The organism is Lentzea pudingi, from assembly GCF_014646255.1.
Lineage (GTDB): Bacteria > Actinomycetota > Actinomycetes > Mycobacteriales > Pseudonocardiaceae > Lentzea > Lentzea pudingi.
Genome location: NZ_BMNC01000002.1, coordinates 432,140 through 453,551, shown reverse-complemented (window position 1 = coordinate 453,551; position 21,412 = coordinate 432,140). Strand labels below are relative to the sequence as shown.

The 21,412-nt window shown below is 68.5% G+C and carries 21 protein-coding genes; 11 read left to right on the top strand and 10 right to left on the bottom strand.

Annotated elements, in window-relative coordinates:
* Positions 1-4: 4 nt before the first annotated feature.
* On the top strand, positions 5-328 hold the full coding sequence (locus tag IEY88_RS08015) for a DUF3817 domain-containing protein (RefSeq protein ID WP_189153971.1): 324 nt from the start codon (positions 5-7) through the stop codon (positions 326-328).
* On the opposite strand, the gene IEY88_RS08010 is transcribed toward IEY88_RS08015, so the two are convergent.
* The 3 genes from IEY88_RS08010 to IEY88_RS08000 form a co-directional block, all read right to left on the bottom strand.
* Complete coding sequence (locus tag IEY88_RS08010) at positions 300-1,343, bottom strand: phosphotransferase family protein (protein ID WP_189153970.1); 1,044 nt, start codon at positions 1,341-1,343, stop codon at positions 300-302. The genes IEY88_RS08015 and IEY88_RS08010 overlap by 29 nt on opposite strands.
* Positions 1,340-2,359: a phosphotransferase gene (locus IEY88_RS08005; RefSeq protein WP_189153969.1), complete on the bottom strand. Its 1,020-nt coding sequence runs from the start codon at positions 2,357-2,359 to the stop codon at positions 1,340-1,342. The genes IEY88_RS08010 and IEY88_RS08005 overlap by 4 nt, the downstream gene beginning before the upstream one ends.
* 84 nt (positions 2,360-2,443) lie before the next feature.
* The gene (locus IEY88_RS08000; RefSeq protein WP_189153968.1) at positions 2,444-2,941 is read right to left on the bottom strand and encodes a MarR family winged helix-turn-helix transcriptional regulator; all 498 of its coding nucleotides are present in this window, start codon (positions 2,939-2,941) and stop codon (positions 2,444-2,446) included.
* Positions 2,942-2,992: 51 nt separating this feature from the next.
* Here IEY88_RS08000 and IEY88_RS07995 point away from each other — a divergent pair, with 51 nt between their 5' ends.
* From IEY88_RS07995 to IEY88_RS07970, 6 genes are all read left to right on the top strand, one after another.
* Complete coding sequence (locus tag IEY88_RS07995) at positions 2,993-3,298, top strand: MTH1187 family thiamine-binding protein (RefSeq protein ID WP_189154518.1); 306 nt, start codon at positions 2,993-2,995, stop codon at positions 3,296-3,298.
* A 147-nt stretch (positions 3,299-3,445) separates the two neighbouring features.
* Positions 3,446-4,270 (top strand): SCO6745 family protein, encoded by an 825-nt coding sequence (locus IEY88_RS07990; protein WP_189153967.1) that lies wholly within the window; start codon positions 3,446-3,448, stop codon positions 4,268-4,270.
* Positions 4,267-5,232: a tetratricopeptide repeat protein gene (locus IEY88_RS07985; RefSeq protein WP_189153966.1), complete on the top strand. Its 966-nt coding sequence runs from the start codon at positions 4,267-4,269 to the stop codon at positions 5,230-5,232. The genes IEY88_RS07990 and IEY88_RS07985 overlap by 4 nt, the downstream gene beginning before the upstream one ends.
* A 610-nt stretch (positions 5,233-5,842) precedes the next feature.
* Entirely contained in the window at positions 5,843-6,106 is a 264-nt protein-coding gene (locus IEY88_RS07980) for a hypothetical protein (protein ID WP_189153965.1), read from the top strand.
* Positions 6,103-7,041, top strand: a complete 939-nt coding sequence (locus IEY88_RS07975) for a hypothetical protein (protein ID WP_189153964.1) — start codon at positions 6,103-6,105, stop codon at positions 7,039-7,041. The genes IEY88_RS07980 and IEY88_RS07975 overlap by 4 nt, the downstream gene beginning before the upstream one ends.
* Positions 7,038-7,520, top strand: a complete 483-nt coding sequence (locus tag IEY88_RS07970; RefSeq protein ID WP_189153963.1) for a YbaB/EbfC family nucleoid-associated protein — start codon at positions 7,038-7,040, stop codon at positions 7,518-7,520. Before IEY88_RS07975 ends, IEY88_RS07970 begins: the two co-directional genes overlap by 4 nt.
* 8 nt (positions 7,521-7,528) lie before the next feature.
* Here the strand turns inward: IEY88_RS07970 and IEY88_RS07965 are convergent, their stop codons facing one another.
* Positions 7,529-8,326: a helix-turn-helix domain-containing GNAT family N-acetyltransferase gene (locus IEY88_RS07965; protein WP_229693173.1), complete on the bottom strand. Its 798-nt coding sequence runs from the start codon at positions 8,324-8,326 to the stop codon at positions 7,529-7,531.
* A 31-nt stretch (positions 8,327-8,357) separates the two neighbouring features.
* Complete coding sequence (locus tag IEY88_RS07960) at positions 8,358-9,800, bottom strand: neutral zinc metallopeptidase (protein ID WP_189153962.1); 1,443 nt, start codon at positions 9,798-9,800, stop codon at positions 8,358-8,360.
* Between the two features lie 181 nt (positions 9,801-9,981).
* Here IEY88_RS07960 and IEY88_RS07955 point away from each other — a divergent pair, with 181 nt between their 5' ends.
* From IEY88_RS07955 to IEY88_RS07945, 3 genes are read left to right on the top strand one after another with little or no spacing between them, the layout of a single operon-like run.
* The gene (locus tag IEY88_RS07955) at positions 9,982-10,572 is read left to right on the top strand and encodes a DUF6230 family protein (protein WP_189153961.1); all 591 of its coding nucleotides are present in this window, start codon (positions 9,982-9,984) and stop codon (positions 10,570-10,572) included.
* A complete protein-coding gene (locus IEY88_RS07950) occupies positions 10,563-11,018 on the top strand; it encodes a DUF6114 domain-containing protein (protein ID WP_189153960.1) in 456 nt (151 codons plus the stop codon). Before IEY88_RS07955 ends, IEY88_RS07950 begins: the two co-directional genes overlap by 10 nt.
* Positions 11,015-11,728, top strand: coding sequence for a hypothetical protein (locus tag IEY88_RS07945; RefSeq protein WP_189153959.1), 714 nt, complete (start codon positions 11,015-11,017; stop codon positions 11,726-11,728). The genes IEY88_RS07950 and IEY88_RS07945 overlap by 4 nt, the downstream gene beginning before the upstream one ends.
* Positions 11,729-11,780: 52 nt before the next feature.
* On the opposite strand, the gene IEY88_RS07940 is transcribed toward IEY88_RS07945, so the two are convergent.
* Positions 11,781-13,151 (bottom strand): neutral zinc metallopeptidase, encoded by a 1,371-nt coding sequence (locus IEY88_RS07940; RefSeq protein ID WP_189153958.1) that lies wholly within the window; start codon positions 13,149-13,151, stop codon positions 11,781-11,783.
* Between the two features lie 133 nt (positions 13,152-13,284).
* Here IEY88_RS07940 and IEY88_RS07935 point away from each other — a divergent pair, with 133 nt between their 5' ends.
* Positions 13,285-13,959 carry a DUF7850 domain-containing protein gene (locus IEY88_RS07935; RefSeq protein WP_189153957.1) on the top strand — a complete coding sequence of 225 codons (675 nt, stop codon included), beginning with the start codon at positions 13,285-13,287 and terminating at the stop codon, positions 13,957-13,959.
* On the opposite strand, the gene glgB is transcribed toward IEY88_RS07935, so the two are convergent.
* Genes glgB through IEY88_RS07915 form a run of 4 tightly spaced genes read right to left on the bottom strand, consistent with a single transcriptional unit; the run spans position 13,882 to position 21,188 of the window.
* Complete coding sequence (glgB, locus tag IEY88_RS07930) at positions 13,882-16,056, bottom strand: 1,4-alpha-glucan branching protein GlgB (RefSeq protein WP_189153956.1); 2,175 nt, start codon at positions 16,054-16,056, stop codon at positions 13,882-13,884. The genes IEY88_RS07935 and glgB overlap by 78 nt on opposite strands.
* A gap of 2 nt (positions 16,057-16,058) precedes the next feature.
* A complete protein-coding gene (locus IEY88_RS07925; RefSeq protein ID WP_189153955.1) occupies positions 16,059-17,369 on the bottom strand; it encodes a maltokinase N-terminal cap-like domain-containing protein in 1,311 nt (436 codons plus the stop codon).
* 4 nt (positions 17,370-17,373) lie between these two features.
* Positions 17,374-19,179, bottom strand: coding sequence for a maltose alpha-D-glucosyltransferase (gene treS, locus IEY88_RS07920; protein ID WP_189153954.1), 1,806 nt, complete (start codon positions 19,177-19,179; stop codon positions 17,374-17,376).
* 32 nt (positions 19,180-19,211) lie between these two features.
* A complete protein-coding gene (locus IEY88_RS07915; RefSeq protein WP_189153953.1) occupies positions 19,212-21,188 on the bottom strand; it encodes an alpha-1,4-glucan--maltose-1-phosphate maltosyltransferase in 1,977 nt (658 codons plus the stop codon).
* Positions 21,189-21,412: the final 224 nt, after the last annotated feature.

Here is a 21,412-nt window from a genome sequence, read left to right as displayed (position 1 = left end):
AGCCATGACGTTCTCCAGCGTGGTCGGACGGTTCCGCATCCTCGCCCTGGCCGAGGCCATCTCCTGGGCGGGCCTGCTGCTCGGGATGTTCTTCAAGTACGTCGTCGTGCAGAACGAGATCGGCGTGAAGATCTTCGGCCCGATCCACGGCCTCGTCTTCGTCGCCTTCATCCTCGTCACGCTGATGACGAAGGAACCGCTCAAGTGGGACGCCCGCACGCTGGTGCTGGGCCTGCTGTCGAGCATCCCGCCGTTCGGCACGGTGCTCTTCGAGCGCTGGGCCTCGAAGACCGGCCGCCTCAGGGAGCCTGCCGCCGAGCAGCTCTGAGCTGCCTCCCGGGGTCGCCGCGGTGGTAGATCCGCTCGGACTCCTCGATGTTGTCCAGGAACTGCTGGTACTGCACCGCGAGCAGCAGGTGTGAGGCCCGGCGGGCGGCGTCGAGGGCGTCGAGCGGGCGGCTGTCCGGCCGGTGCCGCAGCCACGCCTCGCTCCACACGTGGCGGATCAGGTCGCCCAGTTCCGGCCGGCAGAACTCGATGAGCCGGCCCGCGTCGAGTGCGGGGTGACCCCACACGACGTCGGACCAGTCGATGACCACACCGCTGCTGAACCAGTTGCCGGGGTGGAAGTCGCCGTGCACCAACGTGTCCGGCAGTCCGAACGACGGCATCGGCACCACGCACCGCCGCACGCGTGGCTCGCCCGCCAGCGCGTGCTGCACCGCGACCCAGCGCGGCACGATGTCCTCGACGTGCTCGGGCTTCGGGTCCCAGCAGTCCTCGCCCTGGGCCTGCGCGAGCAGGACGCGCTTCGGTGCGCTCGCCAGCACCGCCGGCACGAGTGACGGGTCGTGCGCGGCGACCATCTCGATCACCTCGCCCTCGTCCGCGAAGAACGGTGGCACGGCCTTGAGCCACGCGGAGCCGTTCGCGGTGGGCAGCCGGTGCACGCTCGACAGGTTCCACGACTTCACCTGGACCGGCGGGCCGGTGCGGTCGACATGCGCGTCGGCCCAGGCGAGAAGCTCGTCCGGGCCGCCCGGCCGTGCCCACGGCAGCCTGTGCTCAGCGTCCGGGGAGGGTTCCTCCGCCGGGTGCAGGTGGGTCCGGTCGGGTTCGCCGTGCGCCTCGACGTGGTAGGTGACCAGGCCGCCGCCGGACCGTTCGCCGCCTTCGACGGAGATCAGCCTGAGCACGGTCGTCCGCACGCCCAGCAGTCGTTCGAGCGCCTCGTTCACGGGTTCGGTGTCGGCCCACCAGCGCGACTCGACGCCGATCGCTCTCGTCCGGCCCGCGAAGCCGCTCGGCGCGCTGACCAGGGCGATGATCGACCGTTCGCTCACGGGGTGACCAGGCGCAGAGCCTCGCGGAGCTCGATCTCGGGGTCGCCGCGGTGGTAGATCCGCTCGGACTCCTCGATGTTGTCGAGGAACTCCTGGTACTTCACCGCGTTGTGCAGCCGGGACGCGCGAGGTGCGATCTCCAGCGCTGCGAGGGGCTTGCTGTCCGGGCGGTGCGAGAGCCAGGCGTCGCTCCACACCCGGCGGATCAGGTCGTGCAGGCCGGGGTCGGCGTACTCCATGAGCCGGCACGCGTCGAGCGCCGGGTGCCCCCAGACCGCGTCGGACCAGTCGATGACCACCCCGCTGCTGCGCCAGTTGCCGGGGTGGAAGTCGCCGTGCGTGAGCGTGTCGGGCAGACCGAAGTCCGGCATCGGCACGGCGGACGGCCGCAGTTGCGCCTCACCCGCCAGCGCGTGCTGGACGGCGACCCAGCGGGGCACGACGTTCTCGATCTGCTCGGCGGTCACCGGCCAGCAGTTGGCGCCCTCGGCCTGGCTGAGCAGCACGCGGTTCGGTGCGCTCGCCAGCACCTCGGGCACGAGCGTCGGGTCGTGCGCGGCGACCATCTTGATCACCGAGCCCTCGTCGGCGAAGAACGGCGGCACGGCCTTGAGCCACACCTGCCCGTTCGCCGTGGGCAGGCGGTGCACGCTCGACAGGTTCCAACTCCGCACCTGGGCAGCCGGGCCGGTGCGGGTGATCACCATGTCCGCCCATGCGACCAGTTCGGCAGGGCCGCCCAGGCGCGCCCAGGGCAGCCGGTGCTCGGCGTCGGGTTCGGGGGCGTCGGCGGGGTCGAGCAGGCCGTGGTCTGGCTCGTCGTGCGCTTCGACGTGATAGGTGACGACACCACCGAACGGCACCCGGCCGCCCTCGACCGAGAGCAGGCGCAGCACGCTCGTCTCCACGCCGATGAGGTCGCGCAGGGCGGTGTTGACCGGCTCGACGTGGTTCCAGTTCGGTGTCTCGACTCCGAACACCCCTGTGCGTCCGGTGAACCCGCTCGGGGTGCTCACGAGCGCGACTGCCGAACGGTCCGGTCGATCCCAGATCATGGGCTCATCAGGCCACAGGACGGCCTGATCGCCCAAACGGTTTTCTCAGTCCTCGAAGTCGCCGCTGGCCCGGCGCACCTTCGCGAGCAGGTCGGTGAGCTGCTCGGTCTGGCGGTCGGTGAGGCCCTTGAGGCCGAGGTTGACGTCGACGACGGCCGCGGTCGCGCTCTCACGGCGCTGCAGGCCGGCGTCGGTGATCTCGACCAGCGTGGTGCGGCGGTCGGTCGGGTGCGGCGTGCGGCGGACGAGACCGTCGCTCTCCAGCCGGTCGACGATGTTGGTGACGCTCGTCGGGTGCAGCTGCAGGCGCTCGCCCATCACGCGCATCGGCAGCGCGCCCTTGCGGGAGAAGTAGAGCAACACCAACGCCTCGTAGCGCGCGAACGTGAGCCCGTGCGGTTTGAGGGCTGCGTCCACGGCGGACTGGATGATTTGCTGGACACGCATGACGCTGGTGACCGCGGCCATCGAGGTCGCGGAACCCACCCGGTCGTCCCACAGTTCGGCCGCGCGGGCGATCGGATCGAACGGCAGCGGTGTCATGAGCACGGAAGCTACCAGTCAGTACAACCCGTGGATCACCAGGAGGTGCACGTGCTCGTCGCGTTCAGTGTTGCCCCGTCCGGTTCGGACGAATCCGGGAGTGTCGCGAAGGCGGTGGCCGAGGCGATCCGCGTCGTGCGGGAGTCCGGCCTGCCCAATGAGACGAACGCGATGTTCACCTTGGTGGAAGGCGAGTGGGACGAGGTGATGGACGTGGTCAAGCGTGCGACGGAAGCCGTGCAGGCCAGTGCGTCGCGCGTGTCGCTCGTGCTCAAGGCGGACATCCGGCCCGGCTACTCCGGTCAACTGGCGGCCAAGGTCGCACGGATCGAGGAGCACCTCTCCGACACGCCGTGATCGGGACCCGTTCGGGGGCGGGATTCGGCGGTCCGGAAGGGATTCGTGGCGTGGAGTCCTCGCTCGTCTCCTCGGATGGCCGAACCCCCTACGCCGGGACGGTGAGCGGGCCCGTGCACCGGCGCCGACTGGGTTAGCGTGTCGGGCGTGGACGCGAGGCAGCTGTGGTTGAGGTTCGAGCCCTACCACGACGTCACGTACTTCACGCCCGAATCCCGCGCGGCGACGGACGCGCTGGGCTGCAAGGGCGGCTGGATGGGCTACTTCGGCATGCGCGCCGCACCGCTGGGCGCCGCGTCGCCGGAGCTGGCGACGGCGGTCTTCTACAACTTCGCGCCGCGCATGGTCCGCCGTGCGCTGCCGGACGCGTGGGCGGTCGCCTCGCCGGCCGAGTACCTGCGCGTTCGGCTGGCAGGCGCGGACGGCGCGTTGCGACGCCTGCTGGGCTCGGTGGACACGTCCCAGATCGCCGAGGCCGCGTCACTGGCCCGCAGGGCGGCGCTGGCGGCTCCCGTCGCCGGCCGTCCGCTGGCGGCCGCGAACCGGTCGTTGCCGTGGCCCATCGAGCCCCATCTGGCGCTGTGGCACGCCTGCACGATCCTGCGCGAGGCGCGCGGGGACGGTCACGTGGCCGCCCTGGTGGCCGCGGGCATCGGGCCTTGCCAAGCGCTTGCGCTCTACGCGCGTGAACATTCCCTCGATCCGGCATACATGCGAACCGCACGTGGTTGGACAGTCGAGGAGTGGGAAGCCGTCGCCGATCTGCCCGGCGATCTTCCGGCGGTGGAAAGGGCGACCGACGCGGCCGCCCTGGACCCGTGGAAGGCGCTGGGTGCGGTAGGTACGTCGCGGTTCATCGACCTGATGACACCGCTAGCTCTACGCATCGCCTCGGCCAACGAGGCGATGCGCGTCAACCCGATGGCCCTGGACCCGGTCCGGGAACTAGCCGTGCCAGGATGGAACACGTGACAAGGCCTGATCCTCGCAAGACCGCCGCACTGTCCGCCGCGCTCTCGGGCGCCGTCGATCTGGGCGCTTTGAAGGCCCGAGCCGACGCGGCCCGCACCGCCGCTGCCTCGCCTGCTTCTGGTTCCGCCGCGCCTGACAACGGGTCGGTGCCGTGGATCGTGGACGTCACCGAGGCCTCCTTCCAGGCTGTGGTCGAACAGTCCCTGCAGGTGCCCGTCGTGGTGCTGCTCGGGGCTTCCTACAGTCCTGAGTCGCAGCAGCTGGCTGCTTCGTTGACTCGTTTTGCTTCTGCTTCTGGCGGGGCTTGGATTCTGGCCCGCGTTGATTTGGAGAGCGCGCCTCGGATCGGGCAGGCGTTCGGGGTTCAGTCCGTTCCGACCACTGTGGCCGTTGCCGCTGGTCAGCCCATTGATGCGTTTGCCGGGCCCATTGATGACGCTGAGTTGTCGCAGTGGATTGCTCGGTTGTTGGATGCGTTGCGGGAGCGGTTGCCTGGGATTCGGGCTGGGGAGGCTCGGGCTGGGGTGCCTGTCGAGGTTGAGGAAGTCGTTGAGGATCCTCGGATCGTTGCTGCTGAGGAAGCCTTTGAGCGTGGGGATTATGTTGCCGCTCAAGGGTTTTACTCGGAGATTTTGGCTGTTGAGCCTGGGAATGAGCTGGCCAAGGAAGGGTTGGCTCAGGCTCGGTTTGCTGAGCGGGCTGAGGCTGTTGATCCTGCGGTGATCGCCAAAGCCGATGCGGCGCCTGAGGACGTTGAGGCTCAGTTGGCCGCTGCTGATGCTCAGGTTGCTGGGCAGATGGTTGACGAGGCGTTTTCTCGGTTGGTTGAGACTGTTCGGCGGATTTTTGGGGAGGATCGGGATCGGGTTCGGCAGCATTTGGTGGGGTTGTTCGAGTTGTTCCCGGCGGATGATCCTCGGGTGGCTGCGGCTCGGCGGAAGCTGGCTTCGGCGTTGTACTGACGCGGTCGGTTGTCGCGTTCCCTCTGTTGCGTTCCCCGGTTGGGTTGGCGAGCTTGCGGTTGCGTGCTTTCCCTGGGGGCTCTGCCCCCAGACCCCCGGCAATCTGATCAGGGGGTCCACGCCGCTCGCGGGTAGATGGCACGCCTGTTGCGTTGGGCGGCTGCCGGTTGATTTGTTGGTGGCGTCGGCGGTGGGGTCCCATCACGAGCCGAGCCAAGAGCGGGCCACATGCCTGAAGGGGTGTCAACTCGACGAAAAGCGTGTCGAGTTGACACCCCTTCAGGCATGCAGCAAGTGCTATGGCGCGACTCGTGATGGGACCCCACCGCCCAGTGCGCTTGCTAAAGACGGCTCGCCTGCGGCATCGCAAGATTGAAGGACTCCTCGCCTGCGGCATCGCGTTTGCCCACGTCAGCAGCTGTTTAGCGTGTCGGAACTGTCCAGTTTGACAGCGTTTGCTGACACTTTGCTGACACGTACGCCGCGTGATCTTCCCCCGAACGGCTGACATAACCTGGCGCCCTGAATCCATTTGAGACCGCCAGGGGGAGAGATGGGCGCGGGGTTTCACGCTGAGCCGGAGGGCTTGAAGCACACGGCCAAAGTCGACATGGGCAAGCTCATCGACCACACGCACACCGCCAGGACCAAGCTGGCCGAGACCGAGCATCTCGACGGGCGGGCGTTTGCGGGGGGCGCGGAGGTTTACGACGCGCTCGGGGAGTGGCGCGGTGCGCGTTCGATGTTGCTTGGGGTGTTCGGCAAGAACGAGGAGAACCTCGGGTTGGCGCAGGAGGCGCTGATCGAGGTTGCCGAGCGCTACATCGCTGTGGACTCAGACCAGCAGCGGATGTTCGGGGGGTTCCTGTCGTGAGCTGGGCCGGTGACATGCGGCAGCACGCCGACTACTTCTGCAAGAAGTTCGACGAGCAGGACGACTGGTTCTTTCCCGACCACCTGGAGGAGAACGCGAGTTTTCCCACGGCCAAGGAGGACGTTCAGGCCCTCTTCGCCGAGTTCGGGCGGTTCATCGACGTCGACGTGGCGCTTGCGGGGGTGCACGAGGAGATCTCGTTGCTGGACAAGGCTGCGGACGACATCGATCAGGACTTCTGCGAAGGGGTCCTCAACGACATGGACCTCTACTTGGAGAACTGGGAGGGTGACGCCGCTGACGGCTTTCGTTCGTACCTGCGTGGGCAGCCGAGCATTGAGGGGGCGCTGGCTCGCAAGCGGGATCTTGTGCGGGCCTCGAAGTACGCGATGCAGGCCTACGAGAAGGCCATCACGAGCTTTCGCGTCGACGTGCTGGCGCTGGTCGAGGCCGGGCAGAAGGGGGTCGAGGCCGGTGAGGTTCGGGAAGCCAAGATCATGATTTCGCTGGCGTCTGCGGCGGCGTCGATCGGGGTTGCGGCCGCTACCGCTGGTGCCGGTGCGGCGTTCCTCGCCACCCTGGCGGTTGGTGACGCGTTGCAGACCGGGGCGGCTGGGGTCAACGCGACTTTTCTCGAGGCGGGCAGTGTGGAGGAAGTTGTCGGCAAGTTGCCGGGGAAGGGCAAGGACATCCTCGAGACCGCTCGTCGCCAGATGGAGAGGGTTCGTGCTGGCTTCCAGGCGGTGGCCGCGACCATGGAGGGTGCCGGGATGCCCGAGGTCAACCCGCCGCGGCCGCGTCTGGTGACGGACGACAGCTTCAACCCCGACGACTTCCACCAGGACGGTCGCAAGCCTCCGGGCGGGATCAGTCATGACGACCTGGTGGAGGAGCCGAAGGAATCGGACAGCGGTTCCGGTCGGCCGGGGCTGTGACGGAGGACGCGGAGGCGCGCGCGGCTCGGCTGCGCGCCCAGTCCGAGGAAGGTGCCACGGCGGTCGATCGTCGGTCTCAGGCCAAGGAGTGGGCCGAGAAGCAGGTTGCTGCGGTTCGTGGCACCGCGCGGAGCGAGCACGGGGACGTGGCCGCCACCGTCGACCACTCCGGTCTGCTGTTGCGGCTCGAGTTGTCGCCGCTCACCAAGCAGGCGAAGCACGACGACCTGGCGCACGCGATCACCGGTGTCGTGCGTCAGGCCACCGCCGACGCGCGCAACCAGGTGCGTGAGGTGTACGTGCGGCTGCAGAACGAGGGTGTGATCCGGTCCCTGCCGCCGTTCCTGCTGCCCGCGCCCGAGGTCGGAGAGGTGGCGCTGGCACTGCCCGTGCGTGGCGGCTCGCCTGTGCGGCGGGCCGGGGACAGCAGTGCCGAGGAAGGTCCGCCGGAGAGTTGGCTCAAGGACGATCCCTGGTGACCACGCGATCAGCCGGCGCGGCGGCGTTCCAAGAGGACGGTGTCGCGCCACTCGCCGTGGTGCTGGGCGATTCGTTCTCGTAGGCCCACCGTGCGGAAGCCCGCCTTGTGGTGCAGGGCGATGCTCGCCCGGTTCTCCGGGAAGATCACGGCCTGCAGGGTCCACAGGTCGTCGGCGTCCGCGGCGGAGACCTGGTGGTGCAGCAGGGTTTTGCCCACGCCCTTGCCCTGCGAGGCGTCGGCCACGTAGATCGAGGTCTCCACCACGCCCGCGTAGCACTCGCGTGCCGAGACCGGGGTGGCTGCCGCCCAGCCTGCGGTCGTGCCGTCCACCGTGGCGATCCAGCGGTGGTCCGGTAGCCACTTGGACTCCAGGGTTCGGCGGGACGGGACCTCGGTTTCGAAGGTGGCGTTGCCCGAGGCTATGCCTTCGCCGTAGATGCGGCGGACCTCTGGCCAGTCCTGTGCGGTCATCGGGCGGATCGTGACGCCGGGGACCGGGCTCACCGTGCCGCTCGAGAGGGCGCCCATCACCGCGTCCGCTGCGTGGGGGAGGCCCGTGCAGCAGGCCGGGTTGACCGTGACGAGGGTGGTCGTGCCCTCTCGCTGGACGTGGAGGAAGCCGACCTCGGCCAGTTTGCGGACGTGGTGCGAGCAGGTGGACTGGCTCACTCCCAGCAGGGTGGTCAGTTCTCCCACGGTGACCGGGCCCGCGGCCGAGGCCACGTGGTGGAGCAGGCGGACCCTCGTCGGGTCGGACAGGGTCGAGAACCACGAGGCGTAGGTCGCGGCTTCATCGGTGAGCACCTGCTGATTATCGATGCTGGTCGATGGAGGATCAAACCGAGTACTTCTTGACGCAGAACGAGAGGCCTCGGAAGAAGCCGTCGCCGAACGCCTCCACGCGGGCGAAGCCCGAGGGGACCGCCTTGCCGTTGACGTCCGCGGCGATGAGGCTGTCGTCCACCAGGAGTTCTGCGACGGCCTCGTCCAGGTCTCCCGGGGACAGGCGCAGGCCCGCTGCGGCGTTGGGGCGGTTCGTGAGGCCCGCCCAGGCTCCCGTGAGGCAGGCGGTGCGCTGGCCCGCCGCGTCGTCGTCGAGCTTGAAGCCCGTGGCGTGCTGGATGGAGAGGGAGAAGCGGGAGGCGATGACGGCGAACGCCGCGAAGTCGCCGATGCCGCCCTTGCTGCCCTTCTTCGGGGGTGTGCCGATCTTCACCAGGTTCGGGAGGTCCAGGTGGATCTGGTTCAGGGCCGGGCAGTAGGAGGCCGGTGACGTCGTCTGGGCGTCGGTGCAGGGCTTGATGCCCGACCTGTCGAAGGCGGGGAAGGCCGCGCCGCTCGACTTGTAGGCGTCGCGGAGGGACTCCTCGAGGGCCCGCTGGTACTTGTCCTCGTCGATCTTGGCGTTGCCGCGGCCCTGGCCCTGGTCGGTGTCGGTGAGGTCGAAGGGGCGTTCGGTGATGCGCTTCGCGATCTCGGCCTCGTTGATCTCGGCGCAGCGGGCCGCGCCCCGGGTGAAACCGAACTGGAAGGCCGAGACGCGGTCGAACGCGCTGCCGTGGGCGCCCTGCTTCTCGAACGAGGTGCCGGCGCTGTCGCGGATGAAGAACATCGTCTGCAGGACCTGGTTGAGGCCCTCGCCGGTGGAGAGTTCGAAGTGCTTCGACTTGTTCCCGGCCACCCAGCGCATGAAGACGCCGGTGTAGCAGTCGGCCTGCTGTTCCTTGACGATCGACGGGGTGTTCGCGCCGATGTTGGAGGCGGGGCCGAGCTTGTACTGGACGGCGTGGCCCATCTCGTGGGCCAGGACGGTGACCACGGCCATCGGGCCGAACGAGTCCTTCAGCATCGGGAGGAGCTCGCCCCGGTCCCACGTGATGCTGTCGTCGAGGGCGCAGTAGAACGCGTTCGCGATGCCGGTGGTGTCGAGCTTGCAGACCTCGACGCCCTTGCCGTTCGAGTCGTAGGAGATGAAGCGCTTCACCGGCTCGAACGTCCTGCCCGCGAACGAGGCGGGGAACTCCGCCTTCCAGAACTCCTGCACGTCGGCGAGGGTGTTGATGGCCAGGCGGTCCATCTCGCCGCCGTCGCCGTTCTCGACGCTCAGGTCCGCGTCGGGCACGCCCTTCCTGGGGCCGGACGGGCCGTTGGAGATCTCCAGGCCCGCGACCTTGGTGGGGTCGGGGCGCTCGCCCTTCGGTTCGCCCTCGACCACGGTGGCGCACGCGGTCAAGGCTGCGGTCACGGCCAGCGCGACGGCGATTCGTCCGAATCCCATGAGGTCAGACCCTACTAAGCGCGTTTCGAGGTCGTTCGGCAAGTACCTGCGGCCAAACGTGAAAATGTCTCACCCTCAGGGGTGATTTCAAGACTGCACGGGCTCGTTTTCGTTGTCCTGCCGATGTTCCGGGGCGCACAGTCCGTCCCGCAGGCCTTCAGTGTGGAAGGAGTTCGGCGGTATGGGTAGAACGCGCTGGGCACGGTTCGTCGGTGTGGTCGGCTTCGGTGCTGTCGGCGCCGGTGTCCTCCTCTTCGGCATGTCCCAGGGAGCGCTGGCCGCCTCGTTCGCGGTGTCCGGCACCAACTTCAAGGTGTCCGCCGACAACTTGACGGGCCAGGGATTCGTCCAGTTCGGCGGTGTCGACGCGGGTGCGGGCAAGGTGCACGTCGTCGCGGTCAGCGGGTTCAAGACGGCGAGGCTCGACAAGTTCTGCCAGTCGGTCTACGTCCCCGGCATGCCGATCGTCGGTGACGTGACGATGCGCATCACCGCGGACGGCGTGGGCGGCATGTCCGCCGACAACCTGGTCGTCAACCTCACGGACCTCACCGGTGACCTGGTCCTCGGCAACCCCGAGATCGGCATCGACGCGAACAAGGTGACGAAGGGGCCGGAGAACCTGCGGGGCCTTCCGGGTTCGTTCGGTCTGCAGGCTGACACGGCGAACATCACCTCGCTGAAGCAGACCGCCTGGGCCACCACGGCCCAGACCATCAGGTTCAAGGGCATGAACCTGACCATTCGCCAGGGGAAGCAAGAGTGCTTCTGAGGTTCTGGCGCGGCTTCACCGCGTGGCGACGTGACCGGCCCTTCTGGGCCGGTCTCTTCGTCGCCCTGGGCGGGCTCGTCATCGTGTTCCCGCCGTTCGCCAATCTGAAGTTCGGCGACATGATGATCTCCATCCAGACGCTCGGCGGCGTGTCGGCGCTGCTCATCAGCGTGCTGTTGTGGATCTGCGCGGCCGCGTTGTGGCTGCAGCCCAAGTTCCGGCTGGCGGCGGGCATCGTCACGGTGCTGCTGTCGCTGGTCGCGATCGTCGTGACCAACCTCGGTGGCTTCGTGGTCGGCACCGTCCTGAGCCTGCTCGGCGGCGCACTCGCCCTGGCGTGGACGACCGAGCCCAAGACGCCGAAGGAGGCGAAGGGGTCGAAGAAGGCACGGGAGGAGAACGCGGAACCAGAGCCGGAGACGACCCAGAGGGTTCACCCCACATGATGCGAACACAGCCGCTGACCGCCGTGGCGATGGTCGCGGTGCTGGCGCTGCAACCGCCGTCGAGCACCGAGCCACCGCCGTCGTCCGGTCCCAGCAGCAGCTCACCGGCCCCGACCAGCACCACGTCGGAGCCGCCGCCCGTGTCGAGCACCAGTGCCACCCCACCGCCGGTGTCGTCGTCGTCCTCCGTGCCGGCCGAACCGACCGGCACGCAACCGACCTCGACACCCGCGCCTCCGCCACCGGCCCCTGCCCCGGTGGCGGTGGGAGGGCGGGAGTGGACCCTGACGGCGTCCCGGCTCGAACTCGGTGGACTCGACTTCGTCGGGGTCGTCGACGCACTGGTCAAGGGGCAGGTCGTCAAGGTCCTGAAGTTCACGGCGAACGACATGAAGATCAAGGACCTGGTGCAGTCCGGTGAGATCTCACCGGGCGTCAGGCTGATCACCGCGGCACGGCCGGGCAGCACGTCCACGGTGTCACCAGGGCGCATCGAACTGTTCACGGTCCAGCTCAAGGGCAACCTGGACATCCTCGGGATCAAGATCCCGGTGGACTACACGGCGGCACACCCACCGCCGCTGAACGTGCCGTTCGCGACCTTCACCGAGGTCACGGTGCGCAACACGGACCTGATCGGCGGAACGCTGAAGATCCCGGGCGCGCGGATCTCCGTGGTATCCGACCAGGCTCCGGTCGCAAGGCGCTGAAGCCCGCACCTGGCCTCGAGCCGGTGCGGGCTTCCGCTCGTCCGCTACAGCGTCAGACGCCGCACTTCTTCGCGCCCTCGAACACGCCCTCGCGGAACCGGGCCACCCGCTCGAACCCCGGATCCACCGGGTTCTGCCCCTTCGCGTCCCGCGCCGCGTAGTCGTACTTCAGCAACACCGTCACGGCCTCGTCGAAGTCGCCTGGGGACAGCCCGAACCCGTCCTGCCGCTGGAACACCGCGCCCGTGTACGCCCCGGCCAGGCACAACGCCGCCGCGGAGGCGTCCTCGCCCTCGATCGGCTTGCCCAGCACGGCCAGTTCGGCCATCGCGTACCTGGTGGCGATCAGCGTGCCCGTCGCGTAGTCGCCCTCGTCCTTGTGCAGGGCGGGCAGCTCGTCCTTCGTGTCGATCTTGATCGTCTTGTCCGCCGGGCAGTACGCGACGGGGCCCTGGTCACCGGAGCAGTCCGGTTCGGTCTGGGACGCCTCGGCGCGCGGCGAGGGCCAGGTCTTGCCGGCGGTCGTCGCGAGGTTCTTGAAGAAGCCGTCGAGGTCGGGCGTGACGGCTTCGAGCATGTCGTCGAACGGCAGGTTGCCGCCGTTCGCGCGGTCCTTGACGCTGGTGAACGCGCGCTGCGTGAACTGGCGGTTCTGCACCGACATCTGCGCGCAGAACTTCGTGCCCTGCTCGTAGCCGTCCTGGAACGCCGCCACGCGGTCGAACGCGCTGCCGTGCGCCTGCTCGTCCTCCGGGGAGGTGCCGACCGGGTCGCGGAACGTGATCAGCGCGCCCAGCGCCTTGTCCAGGGCGTCCGCGTTGATGTCGAGGCGCTGCGACTTGCCGTCCGCCACGTTGCGGATGAACGCACCGGCGAAGCAGTCGGCCTGGGCCTCGGTGAGGATCGTCGGGTACTTCTCCGGCTCGCGGCGCTCCGCCTCGGGCGTGATGCCCATGCGGTTCTGCACGGCGTGGCCGACCTCGTGCGCGAGGACGACGACCACGGCCGCCTCGCCGAAGCGGTCCTGCAGCACCGGCAGCAGGGACGCCCGGTCCCAGGCGATCGCGTCGGCGGCCGGGCAGTAGAACGCGTTGCCCTCCACGTCCGACGCCTTCTGCGTGCACGGCGGCGGCTTCGCGGCGGCGTCGGCCGTGTCGACCGAGAAGTAACCACCGGCCAGCGGCTTCCAGGACTTGTTGAACGTCGACTGGAAGGAGTCCTTCCAGAACTCGTCGATGTCCGTCAGCGCGGTGGCGGCGAGCTTGTCGATCGGCCCGTTGTCCGTGCCGCGCACCTGGATGGTGGTGGTGGACGCTTCCTTCTTCACCACCTTGGCGGCGCGAGGACGCCCCGGGACCTGGGCGGTGCACCCTGCGGCGAGCAGGGCGGTGACGACCATCAGCGCGATGCTCTTGTGCCGCATGGAACCATTGTGCCTGCCGGCCGGCTCTGGGGGCGTCCTTGTCGTCCAAGTCAGGCGCATACAAGGGGCAACGTGCGGCGGCCTGATCAGGTTCACCGGGCTGGAGTCGCCCGATCGACTTACATTTCCCTTCGTGCGGGAATGGTTCTGCGCCGCGTTGCTGCTGTTGGGCCCTCCGACCGGGGCCGATCCGACCATGCCCGGTTGCACCGGTGGCATCGCCCCGGAACCGCGCGTGGGCATGATCACCGGGCCCGGCACCGCCGACTGGGCGCTGGACGTGGTCCCGGGAGGCGTCTACGACCTGTCCGTCTGGGCGGGTAGCCGCAGGCCGGGGCCTGCGACGGCGACCGGCCTGCGGTTCTTCGACCGCGCTGGCGTGCAGACCGGACGGACCTACGCGCTGCGGCCGGTCACCAGAGAACCGAAGCGCCAGAACAGTTACGGCATGGTCGCACCGCGTGACGCCGCCACCGTCCGGTTCTTCGCCACCACGAGCACGGAGATCCGCTGGAGCTGCGTGTTCCTCCGGGTGTCCGCCTACGAGGTCAGGCGCGACCCGGGCACCGTCACGATCACCAACACCGGCAGCGAACCGTTGACCGGCCTGAGGATCACCGGCTGCGGAGAGCCGTTCGACCTGGAGGAACAGGTGGTCCGCACGTGCGAGGGCGCCGGTCCCGTGACGGTGACCGGCGCCCTGTACTGGAACGGGGCACTGCCCGACAGGTCAGAGGGTCTCGATCTCGGTCACCGGGTCGGGGACCAGCCACAGCACGCCCGAGGGCGGCAGCTGCAGGATCGCTGAGTACGGCCGCCCGTGCCACGGCTTGGCCTCGGCCTCGACGCCACCGAGGTTGCCCACGCCCGAACCGCCGTAGTGCGCGGCGTCGGTGTTCACGAGCTCCTTCCAGCGTCCGGCGGACGGCAGACCGACCCGGTAGTCGTGGTGCGGCGACCCGGAGAAGTTCGCCACGCAGGCGAGCGTCGAGTCGTCCTCACCGATCCGCAGGAACGACAGGACGTTGCCGCCCGAGTCGTTCGCGTCGATCCACTGGAACCCCTCCGGCGTCACGTCGTGCGAGAACAACGCCGCCGCCGTCTTGTACACCGAGTTCAGGTCGCGCATCAGCGACTGGATGCCCTGGTGCAACGGCTCCTGCTCGACCAGGTGCCAGTCGAGCGACCGCGACTCCGACCACTCCTGCCGCTGACCGAACTCGCCGCCCATGAACAGCAGCTGCTTGCCCGGATGCGCCCACATGAACGCGAGCAGCGACCGCACGCCGGCGGCCTTGTTCCAGTCGTCGCCCGGCATCCGCTGCCACAGCGAGCCCTTGCCGTGCACCACCTCGTCGTGCGAGAGCGGCAGCACGAAGTTCTCGCTCCACGCGTACACCAGCGAGAACGTCATCTCGTTGTGGTGGAACGCCCGGTGGATCGGCTCACGCGACAGGTAGTGCAGCGTGTCGTGCATCCAGCCCATGTTCCACTTGAAGCCGAACCCGAGCCCGCCCAGGTGCGTCGGCCGCGTGACGCCCGGCCACGCCGTCGACTCCTCGGCGATCATGACCACACCGGGGTGCCGCTTGTAGACCGTCGCGTTCAGCTCCTGCAGGAACCGCACCGCGTCGAGGTTCTCCCGGCCACCGAACTCGTTGGGCAGCCACTGGTCCGCCGGCCGCGAGTAGTCGAGGTAGAGCATCGACGCGACGGCGTCCACGCGCAGGCCGTCGAGGTGGAACTCCTCGATCCAGTACAGCGCGTTCGCCACCAGGAAGTTCCGGACCTCGTTGCGCCCGAAGTCGAAGACGTACGTGCCCCAGTCGAGCTGCTCACCGCGGCGCGGGTCGGCGTGCTCGTACAGCGGCGTGCCGTCGAACTTCGCGAGCGCCCAGGCGTCCTTCGGGAAGTGCGCGGGCACCCAGTCGACCAGCACGCCGATGCCGCGCTGGTGCAGCGTGTCGACGAAGAACCGGAAGTCGTCCGGCGTGCCGAACCGCGAGGTCGGCGCGTAGTACGAGGTGACCTGGTAGCCCCACGAACCACCGAACGGGTGCTCGGCCACCGGCAGCATCTCGATGTGCGTGAAGCCCATGTCCTCGCAGTAGTCCGCGAGCTCGACGGCGAGCTCCCGGTAGCTCAGGCCGGGCTTCCACGAACCGAGGTGCACCTCGTAGGTCGACATCGGCGCGTTCGCCCAGTTCGTGGCCTCGCGCCGGGCCTCCCACTCCGCGTCCTGCCACTCGTACTCCGACCGCGTGACGACCGAGGCCGTCTGCGGCGGGACCTCCGTGGCGAACGCCATCGGGTCGGCCTTCTCGTGCCAGATCCCGTCCTGGCCGAGGATGCGGAACTTGTACCGCGACCCCACCACGACGTTCGGCAGGAACACTTCCCACACGCCGCTGGAACCCATGGAGCGCAACGGGTTCGCGCGCCCGTCCCAGCCGTCGAAGTCGCCCGTCACGCGCACGCCGCGGGCGTTCGGCGCCCACACCGCGAACGAGACACCGGTGACGTCACCGGAAGCCGTTTCGTAGCAGCGGACGTGTGCGCCGAGGACGTCCCAGAGCCGTTCGTGCCGGCCCTCGCCGATCAGGTGCAGGTCCAGCTCGCCCACGGTCGGGAGCCACCGGTACGGGTCGTCGACCTCGATCGCCGGACCGCCGTCGTACTTCACCAGCAGCCGGTAGTCGCCGGGGACCTCGGGCAGCTCGCCCTCGAACAGGGCGTCGGCGATGCGGGGCAGTTCGACCTGCTTGTCGCCCCACGCCACCGCGACCGACGTCGCGCCTGGCCGCAGGGCCCGCGCGATCACCTGGTCGCCGACGGAGTGCACACCCAGCACCGAGTGCGGGTCGTGGTGCGCACCTGACAGGAGTCGGTCCAGGTCGGCCTTCACGCTCAGTTCCCTCCAGAAGTCATCCGGGCGATCGACGACAGCGGAACCGTCAACCACTCCGGCCTGTTGGCGTGCTCGTAAGCGACCTCGTAGACCGCCTTGTCCAGCTCGAAAGCGCGCAGCAGGTGCGCGTGGTCGCGCGGGTCGCCCGCCACCTCGGCGTACCCGTCGCAGAACGCGGCCCGGTTGCGCTTCGTCCACTCCATCGCGCGGTAGGCGAGCTGGTCGTCGTCGGGCTGGCCGACGAGCAGCTGCCGTGCCGCGTAGTCGAACGACCTCAGCATCCCCGCCACGTCGCGCAGCGGCGACCGCAGCGCGAGCCGGTCCTCGACCTTCGCCGCCGGCTCGCCCTCGAAGTCGATCAGCAGCCAGCCGTGCACGGTCCGCAGCACCTGACCGAGGTGCAGGTCGCCGTGGATGTGCTGGATCGGGATCGCGCCGATGTGGTGGCGTGCCTCCTCGAACGCGGCGCGCAACGGGACCTCGTAGCGGCCCAGTTCCGGCACGGACTCCAGCACGACGCCCAGTCGCCGCTGCATGCCCTCGATGGCCTTCGAGATCGCGTCCTCGTCGGCGATCCGCGTGCCCAGCGCCTCGGCCAGGTCGGCGTGCACCTTCGCGACCGCGTGGCCCAGGCGTTGCGCCTCGCCGGCGAAGTCGCCGCCGACCTCGAACGCGTGCAGGTCGGCCTCGGCCATCAGGTCGCGCACCGAGGTCTTGGCCATGTCCCAGCCCTCGACCGCGTCCGGCAGGAACTCCTGCAGCATCGCGAGGGTGACCTGCTGGCCGTCCAGCACCGTGGAGATCGAGCCCAGCGGCAGCGCGATGTGCTCGCAGCCGACCGAGCGCAACGCGCGGTGCATCGTCAGGTCGCGGTTCTCGCCGGCCGCGAGCTTGCGGAAGATCTTCAGGATGTACTGCTGGCCGTAGATCAGCGACGTGTTGGACTGCTCGACGCCGATCGGCCGCCCGCGCAGGCCCGAGCGCAGTTCCGTGCCCGGTTCGTGCGCGAAGGTGATGCCGTCGACCTCGTGCCCGGACGCGATCCGGTCGAGCAGGACGCCGTTGTGCTCGGGGTCGAGCAGCACGTCCCACTCACCGGTGCTCAGGCTCAGCGCGCCCTGGTAGCTCTCGGTGCGGCCGGGCTGTTCGACCTGGAACACCACGTGCACGAGGTCTCCGTCCACCACCGTCGTCCTCAGTGGACGGACGGCCGTGATGGGCTTGTCCTTGCCGCCGAACCACCGTGCGGCCGGGAGCAGATCGGGCAGTGAGGCGACCAGCTTGTCGACAAGCTCGTGGGGATCCGTCACGCGTTCACCTCATTTCGCCGTCGTCGCCCGCCTCTACCAGCTGGAACCAGTAGAAACCGTGACCAGGAAGGGTCAGCAGGTACGGGAGTTCCCCGATCGCGGGGAATTTGACACCTCCGGTGAGTTCCATCGGCGCGTGGTCGCGGTGCTCGGAGAGGTCCAGCTCGACGGGTTGCGGGAAGCGTGAGAGGTTGTTCACGCAGAGCACGATGTCCTCGCGCCCGTCCGGCCGCTTCCACTGGCGCTTGTAGGCGAGCACGCTCGGGTTCGAGCCGCCGAGCTCGGTGAAGTCGCCCTCGGCGAACGCGTGGTGCTGCTTGCGCACCTCGATCATGTGCCGCGTCCAGTTCAGCAACGACGTCGAGCTGTTGAGCTGCGCCTCCACGTTGAGGCCCTGGTAGCCGTAGACGGGGTCCATGATCACCGGGAGGTAGATCCGGCCGGGGTCGCAGCTCGAGAAGCCCGCGTTGCGGTCCGGGGTCCACTGCATCGGTGTGCGGACGGCGTCGCGGTCCTGCAGCCAGATGTTGTCGCCCATGCCGATCTCGTCGCCGTAGTACAGCACGGGCGAGCCGGGCAGGGAGAGCAGCAGCGCGGTGAACAGCTCGTGCTGGTTGCGGTCGTTCTCCAGCAGCGGTGCGAGCCGCCGGCGGATGCCGATGTTCGCCTTCATCCGCGGGTCCTTGGCGTACTCGGCGTACATGTAGTCGCGCTCTTCGTCGCTGACCATCTCGAGGGTGAGCTCGTCGTGGTTGCGCAGGAAGATGCCCCACTGGGCGTTCTCCGGGATCGCCGGGGTCTGCGCGAGGATCTCCGAGATCGGGAACCGCGACTCCCGCCGCACCGCCATGAAGATGCGCGGCATCAACGGGAAGTGGAACGCCATGTGGCACTCGTCGCCGCCCACGGCCTGGTCACCGAAGTACTCCACGACGTCCGACGGCCACTGGTTCGCCTCGGCCAGCAGCACCCGTCCGGGGAACTCGTCGTCGACGACCTTGCGGCACTTCTTCAGGAACTCGTGCGTGCGCGGCAGGTTCTCGCAGATCGTGCCCTCCTCCTCGAAGAGGTAGGGCACGGCGTCGAGGCGGAACCCGTCGATGCCGAGGTCGAGCCAGAAGCGCAGGGTGTCGAGCATCGCCTCCTGCACGTCCGGGTTCTCGTAGTTGAGGTCCGGCTGGTGGCTGAAGAAGCGGTGCCAGAAGAACTGCCCGCGCACCGGGTCGTAGGTCCAGTTCGACGACTCCGTGTCCACGAAGATGATCCGCGCGTCGCTGTAGCGCGAGTCGTCGTCGCTCCACACGTAGTAGTCGCCGTACGGGCCGGTCGGGTCCTGCCGCGACTGCTGGAACCACGGGTGCGCGTCGGAGGTGTGGTTGAGCACGAGGTCCGTGATCACCCGGATCCCGCGCCGGTGCGCCTCCTCCAGCAGGTACACGAAGTCCTCGACGGTGCCGAACTCCGGCAGCACCGCGCGGAAGTCGCTGATGTCGTACCCGCCGTCGCGCAGCGGTGAGGCGTAGAACGGTGGCAGCCAGAGGCAGTCGACGCCCAGCCACTCCAGGTAGTCGAGGCGCGAGGCGAGCCCTCTGAGGTCGCCCGTGCCGTCGCCGTTGGAGTCGCTGAAGGCGCGGACCAGCACCTCGTAGAAGACGGCGCCCTTGTACCAGTCCGGGTTCGGCTTCGCCTGCTTCGCGGACCTGAAGTCCTCGGCCCGCGGCTCGACCAGCATGCCGTCGTCGTCGATGGCTTCACCGGTGTGCGGAACACCGTCCAGCCCGAGCACAGCGTCGGGACGGGAGTCGTCCATGGTTCCCACCTCGTCGGGGGTTGAGCGGTTGATCAGCTGAAGCGGCGCTGGAGGCCCACGACGTGTGCCGTGGCACGCCATGGTTCGAGACGGACGTAGTTGGCCTGTCCCCAGTCCCACGTCTCGCCGGTGACCTCGTCGTGCGCGATCACGCGCTCGTGCCAGTCGAACCCGAGTTCGGGCAGGTCGAGGTACAGCGTCCCCTCCTGCGCGTTGTTCGGGTCGAGGCTGACGACGACCACGACCGTGTCGCCGGACTCCGGATCACGCTTCGAGAAGGCGACCAACGCGTCGTTCTCGATGCTCTGGAACTTCAGCGTGCGCATCTGCTGGAGCGCCGGATGCGCCTTGCGGATGTGGTTCAGCTTGCGCAGCCACGGTTCGAGACTGCGCCCGTCCGCCAGTGCACGGGCGTAGTCGCGTGGCCGCAACTGGTACTTCTCGGAGTTCAGGTACTCCTCGCTGCCGGGCTTCACAGCCTCGTGCTCGAACAGCTCGTAGCCGCTGTACACACCCCACGTGGGGGAGAGCGTGGCCGCGAGTGCCGCGCGGAGCCCGAACATGCCGGGACCGCCGTGCTGCAGCGACTCGTGCAGGATGTCCGGCGTGTTCACGAAGAGGTTCGGCCGCGCCTCGTCCCAGTGGTCGCGGACGTCCTCGCCGAACTCGATCAGCTCCTGCTTGCCCGTCCGCCATGTGAAGTACGTGTAGGACTGGGTGAAGCCGAGCTTCGCCAGGCCGTAGAGCCGAGCCGGCCGGGTGAAGGCCTCCGCCAGGAACAGCGTGTCCGGGTAGACCTCCTTCACCTTCCAGATCAGCCACTGCCAGAAGTCCGGCGGCTTGGTGTGGGGGTTGTCGACCCGGAAGATCCGCACCCCGTGCTCGGCCCAGAAGAGCACCACGCGCAGCACCTCGTGGTAGAGGCCCTGCGGGTCGAGGTCGAAGTTGATCGGGTAGATGTCCTGGTACTTCTTGGGCGGGTTCTCGGCGTACGCGATCGTGCCGTCGGGCTGCGTCGTGAACCACTCCGGGTGCTTGAGCACCCACGGGTGGTCAGGCGCGCACTGCAGCGCGAAGTCGAGCGCGACTTCCAGGCCGAGGTCCTTCGCACGCGCGACGAGCGCGTCGAAGTCCTCGATCGTGCCGAGCTGCGGGTGGATCGCGTCGTGCCCGCCCTCGTCCGCGCCGATGGCCCACGGTGATCCCGTGTCCTCGGGCGACGCGACAAGCGTGTTGTTGGGGCCCTTGCGGTTGACCCGGCCGATGGGGTGGATCGGCGGGAAGTAGACGACGTCGAAGCCCATCGCCGCGACCCGGTCGAGCTCCTTGGTCGCCGTGGCGAACGTGCCGTGCACCGCCTGCCCGGTCTCGTCGATCCCGCCGGTGCTGCGCGGGAAGAACTCGTACCAGGAGCCGAACGCGGCCTTCTTCCGGTCGCACCAGATCTTGTGCGTCCTGCCCTTGGTGATCAGCTCGCGCACAGGGTGCTCGAACATCACCTTCTGCACGTCGGCGGCCAGCGCCGGCGCGACGCGTTCGGCCAGCGGCCGGTCCGTGTCGCGCAGTGCCTCCGCGGCGGACGTGAGAAGTGCTCGCTCTTGTCGCCTATCGGGTCGCCTTGCCACTCGATCGAGTAGCGAGGCACCGATTTCAAGGTCATTTGCGAGATCAACGGGACCCTGCCCCGCCGCGATCTTCACCTCAACGGCGTGGTTCCAGGTGCCCCAGGGGTCACTCCACGCATCGATCCTGAAGGTCCAGGCGCCCTCGAGGTCCGGAACCACCGTCGCGCCCCACCGGTCGAGGCCGACTCCGACCTCGTGCATGCGGGTCTGGCGAGCGACTCGGTCGTTCGGTCCACGCCAGCTCACTGTCGCCGCGAGTTTGTCGTGCCCCTCGCGCCACACCGTCGCCTGGACCGGAATGTGTTCTCCCACAACGGCTTTGGCTGGATATCTGCCAGCCGACACCACCGGGGTCACGTCGTCGATACCGAGCCGTCCGCTCATCGGCAGCGCCCTTCGCCGTGTCGCTTCGCGTTGATGCGTCAAATCCTGCCTTGCTCGATCAAGCCGCCTGACATCGGGTTACCCCATCCAAGTCCGTACCCCGACACCGTCGATCGCACACCTCGGGCGCTGATCGTGTCCAGTGTGTGGACCACAAACCTTCGTGGCGTTTCCCGGCGGTCAGACGGGTGCATCGCGGCGTGGGCCCCCCGCCCCCATATCGG

Excerpts from the sequence above, each read along its gene's own strand:
- IEY88_RS08015 (WP_189153971.1), top strand. The coding sequence starts at position 5 with ATGACGTTCTCCAGCGTGGTCGGACGGTTCCGCATCCTCGCCCTGGCC.
- IEY88_RS08000 (WP_189153968.1), bottom strand. The coding sequence starts at position 2,941 with ATGACACCGCTGCCGTTCGATCCGATCGCCCGCGCGGCCGAACTGTGG.
- IEY88_RS07980 (WP_189153965.1), top strand. The coding sequence starts at position 5,843 with ATGGGCAAGCTCATCGACCACACGCACACCGCCAGGACCAAGCTGGCC.
- IEY88_RS07960 (WP_189153962.1), bottom strand. The coding sequence starts at position 9,800 with ATGGGATTCGGACGAATCGCCGTCGCGCTGGCCGTGACCGCAGCCTTG.
- IEY88_RS07955 (WP_189153961.1), top strand. The coding sequence starts at position 9,982 with ATGGGTAGAACGCGCTGGGCACGGTTCGTCGGTGTGGTCGGCTTCGGT.
- IEY88_RS07945 (WP_189153959.1), top strand. The coding sequence starts at position 11,015 with ATGATGCGAACACAGCCGCTGACCGCCGTGGCGATGGTCGCGGTGCTG.
- IEY88_RS07940 (WP_189153958.1), bottom strand. The coding sequence starts at position 13,151 with ATGCGGCACAAGAGCATCGCGCTGATGGTCGTCACCGCCCTGCTCGCC.
- treS (WP_189153954.1), bottom strand. The coding sequence starts at position 19,179 with ATGGACGACTCCCGTCCCGACGCTGTGCTCGGGCTGGACGGTGTTCCG.
- IEY88_RS07915 (WP_189153953.1), bottom strand. The coding sequence starts at position 21,188 with ATGAGCGGACGGCTCGGTATCGACGACGTGACCCCGGTGGTGTCGGCT.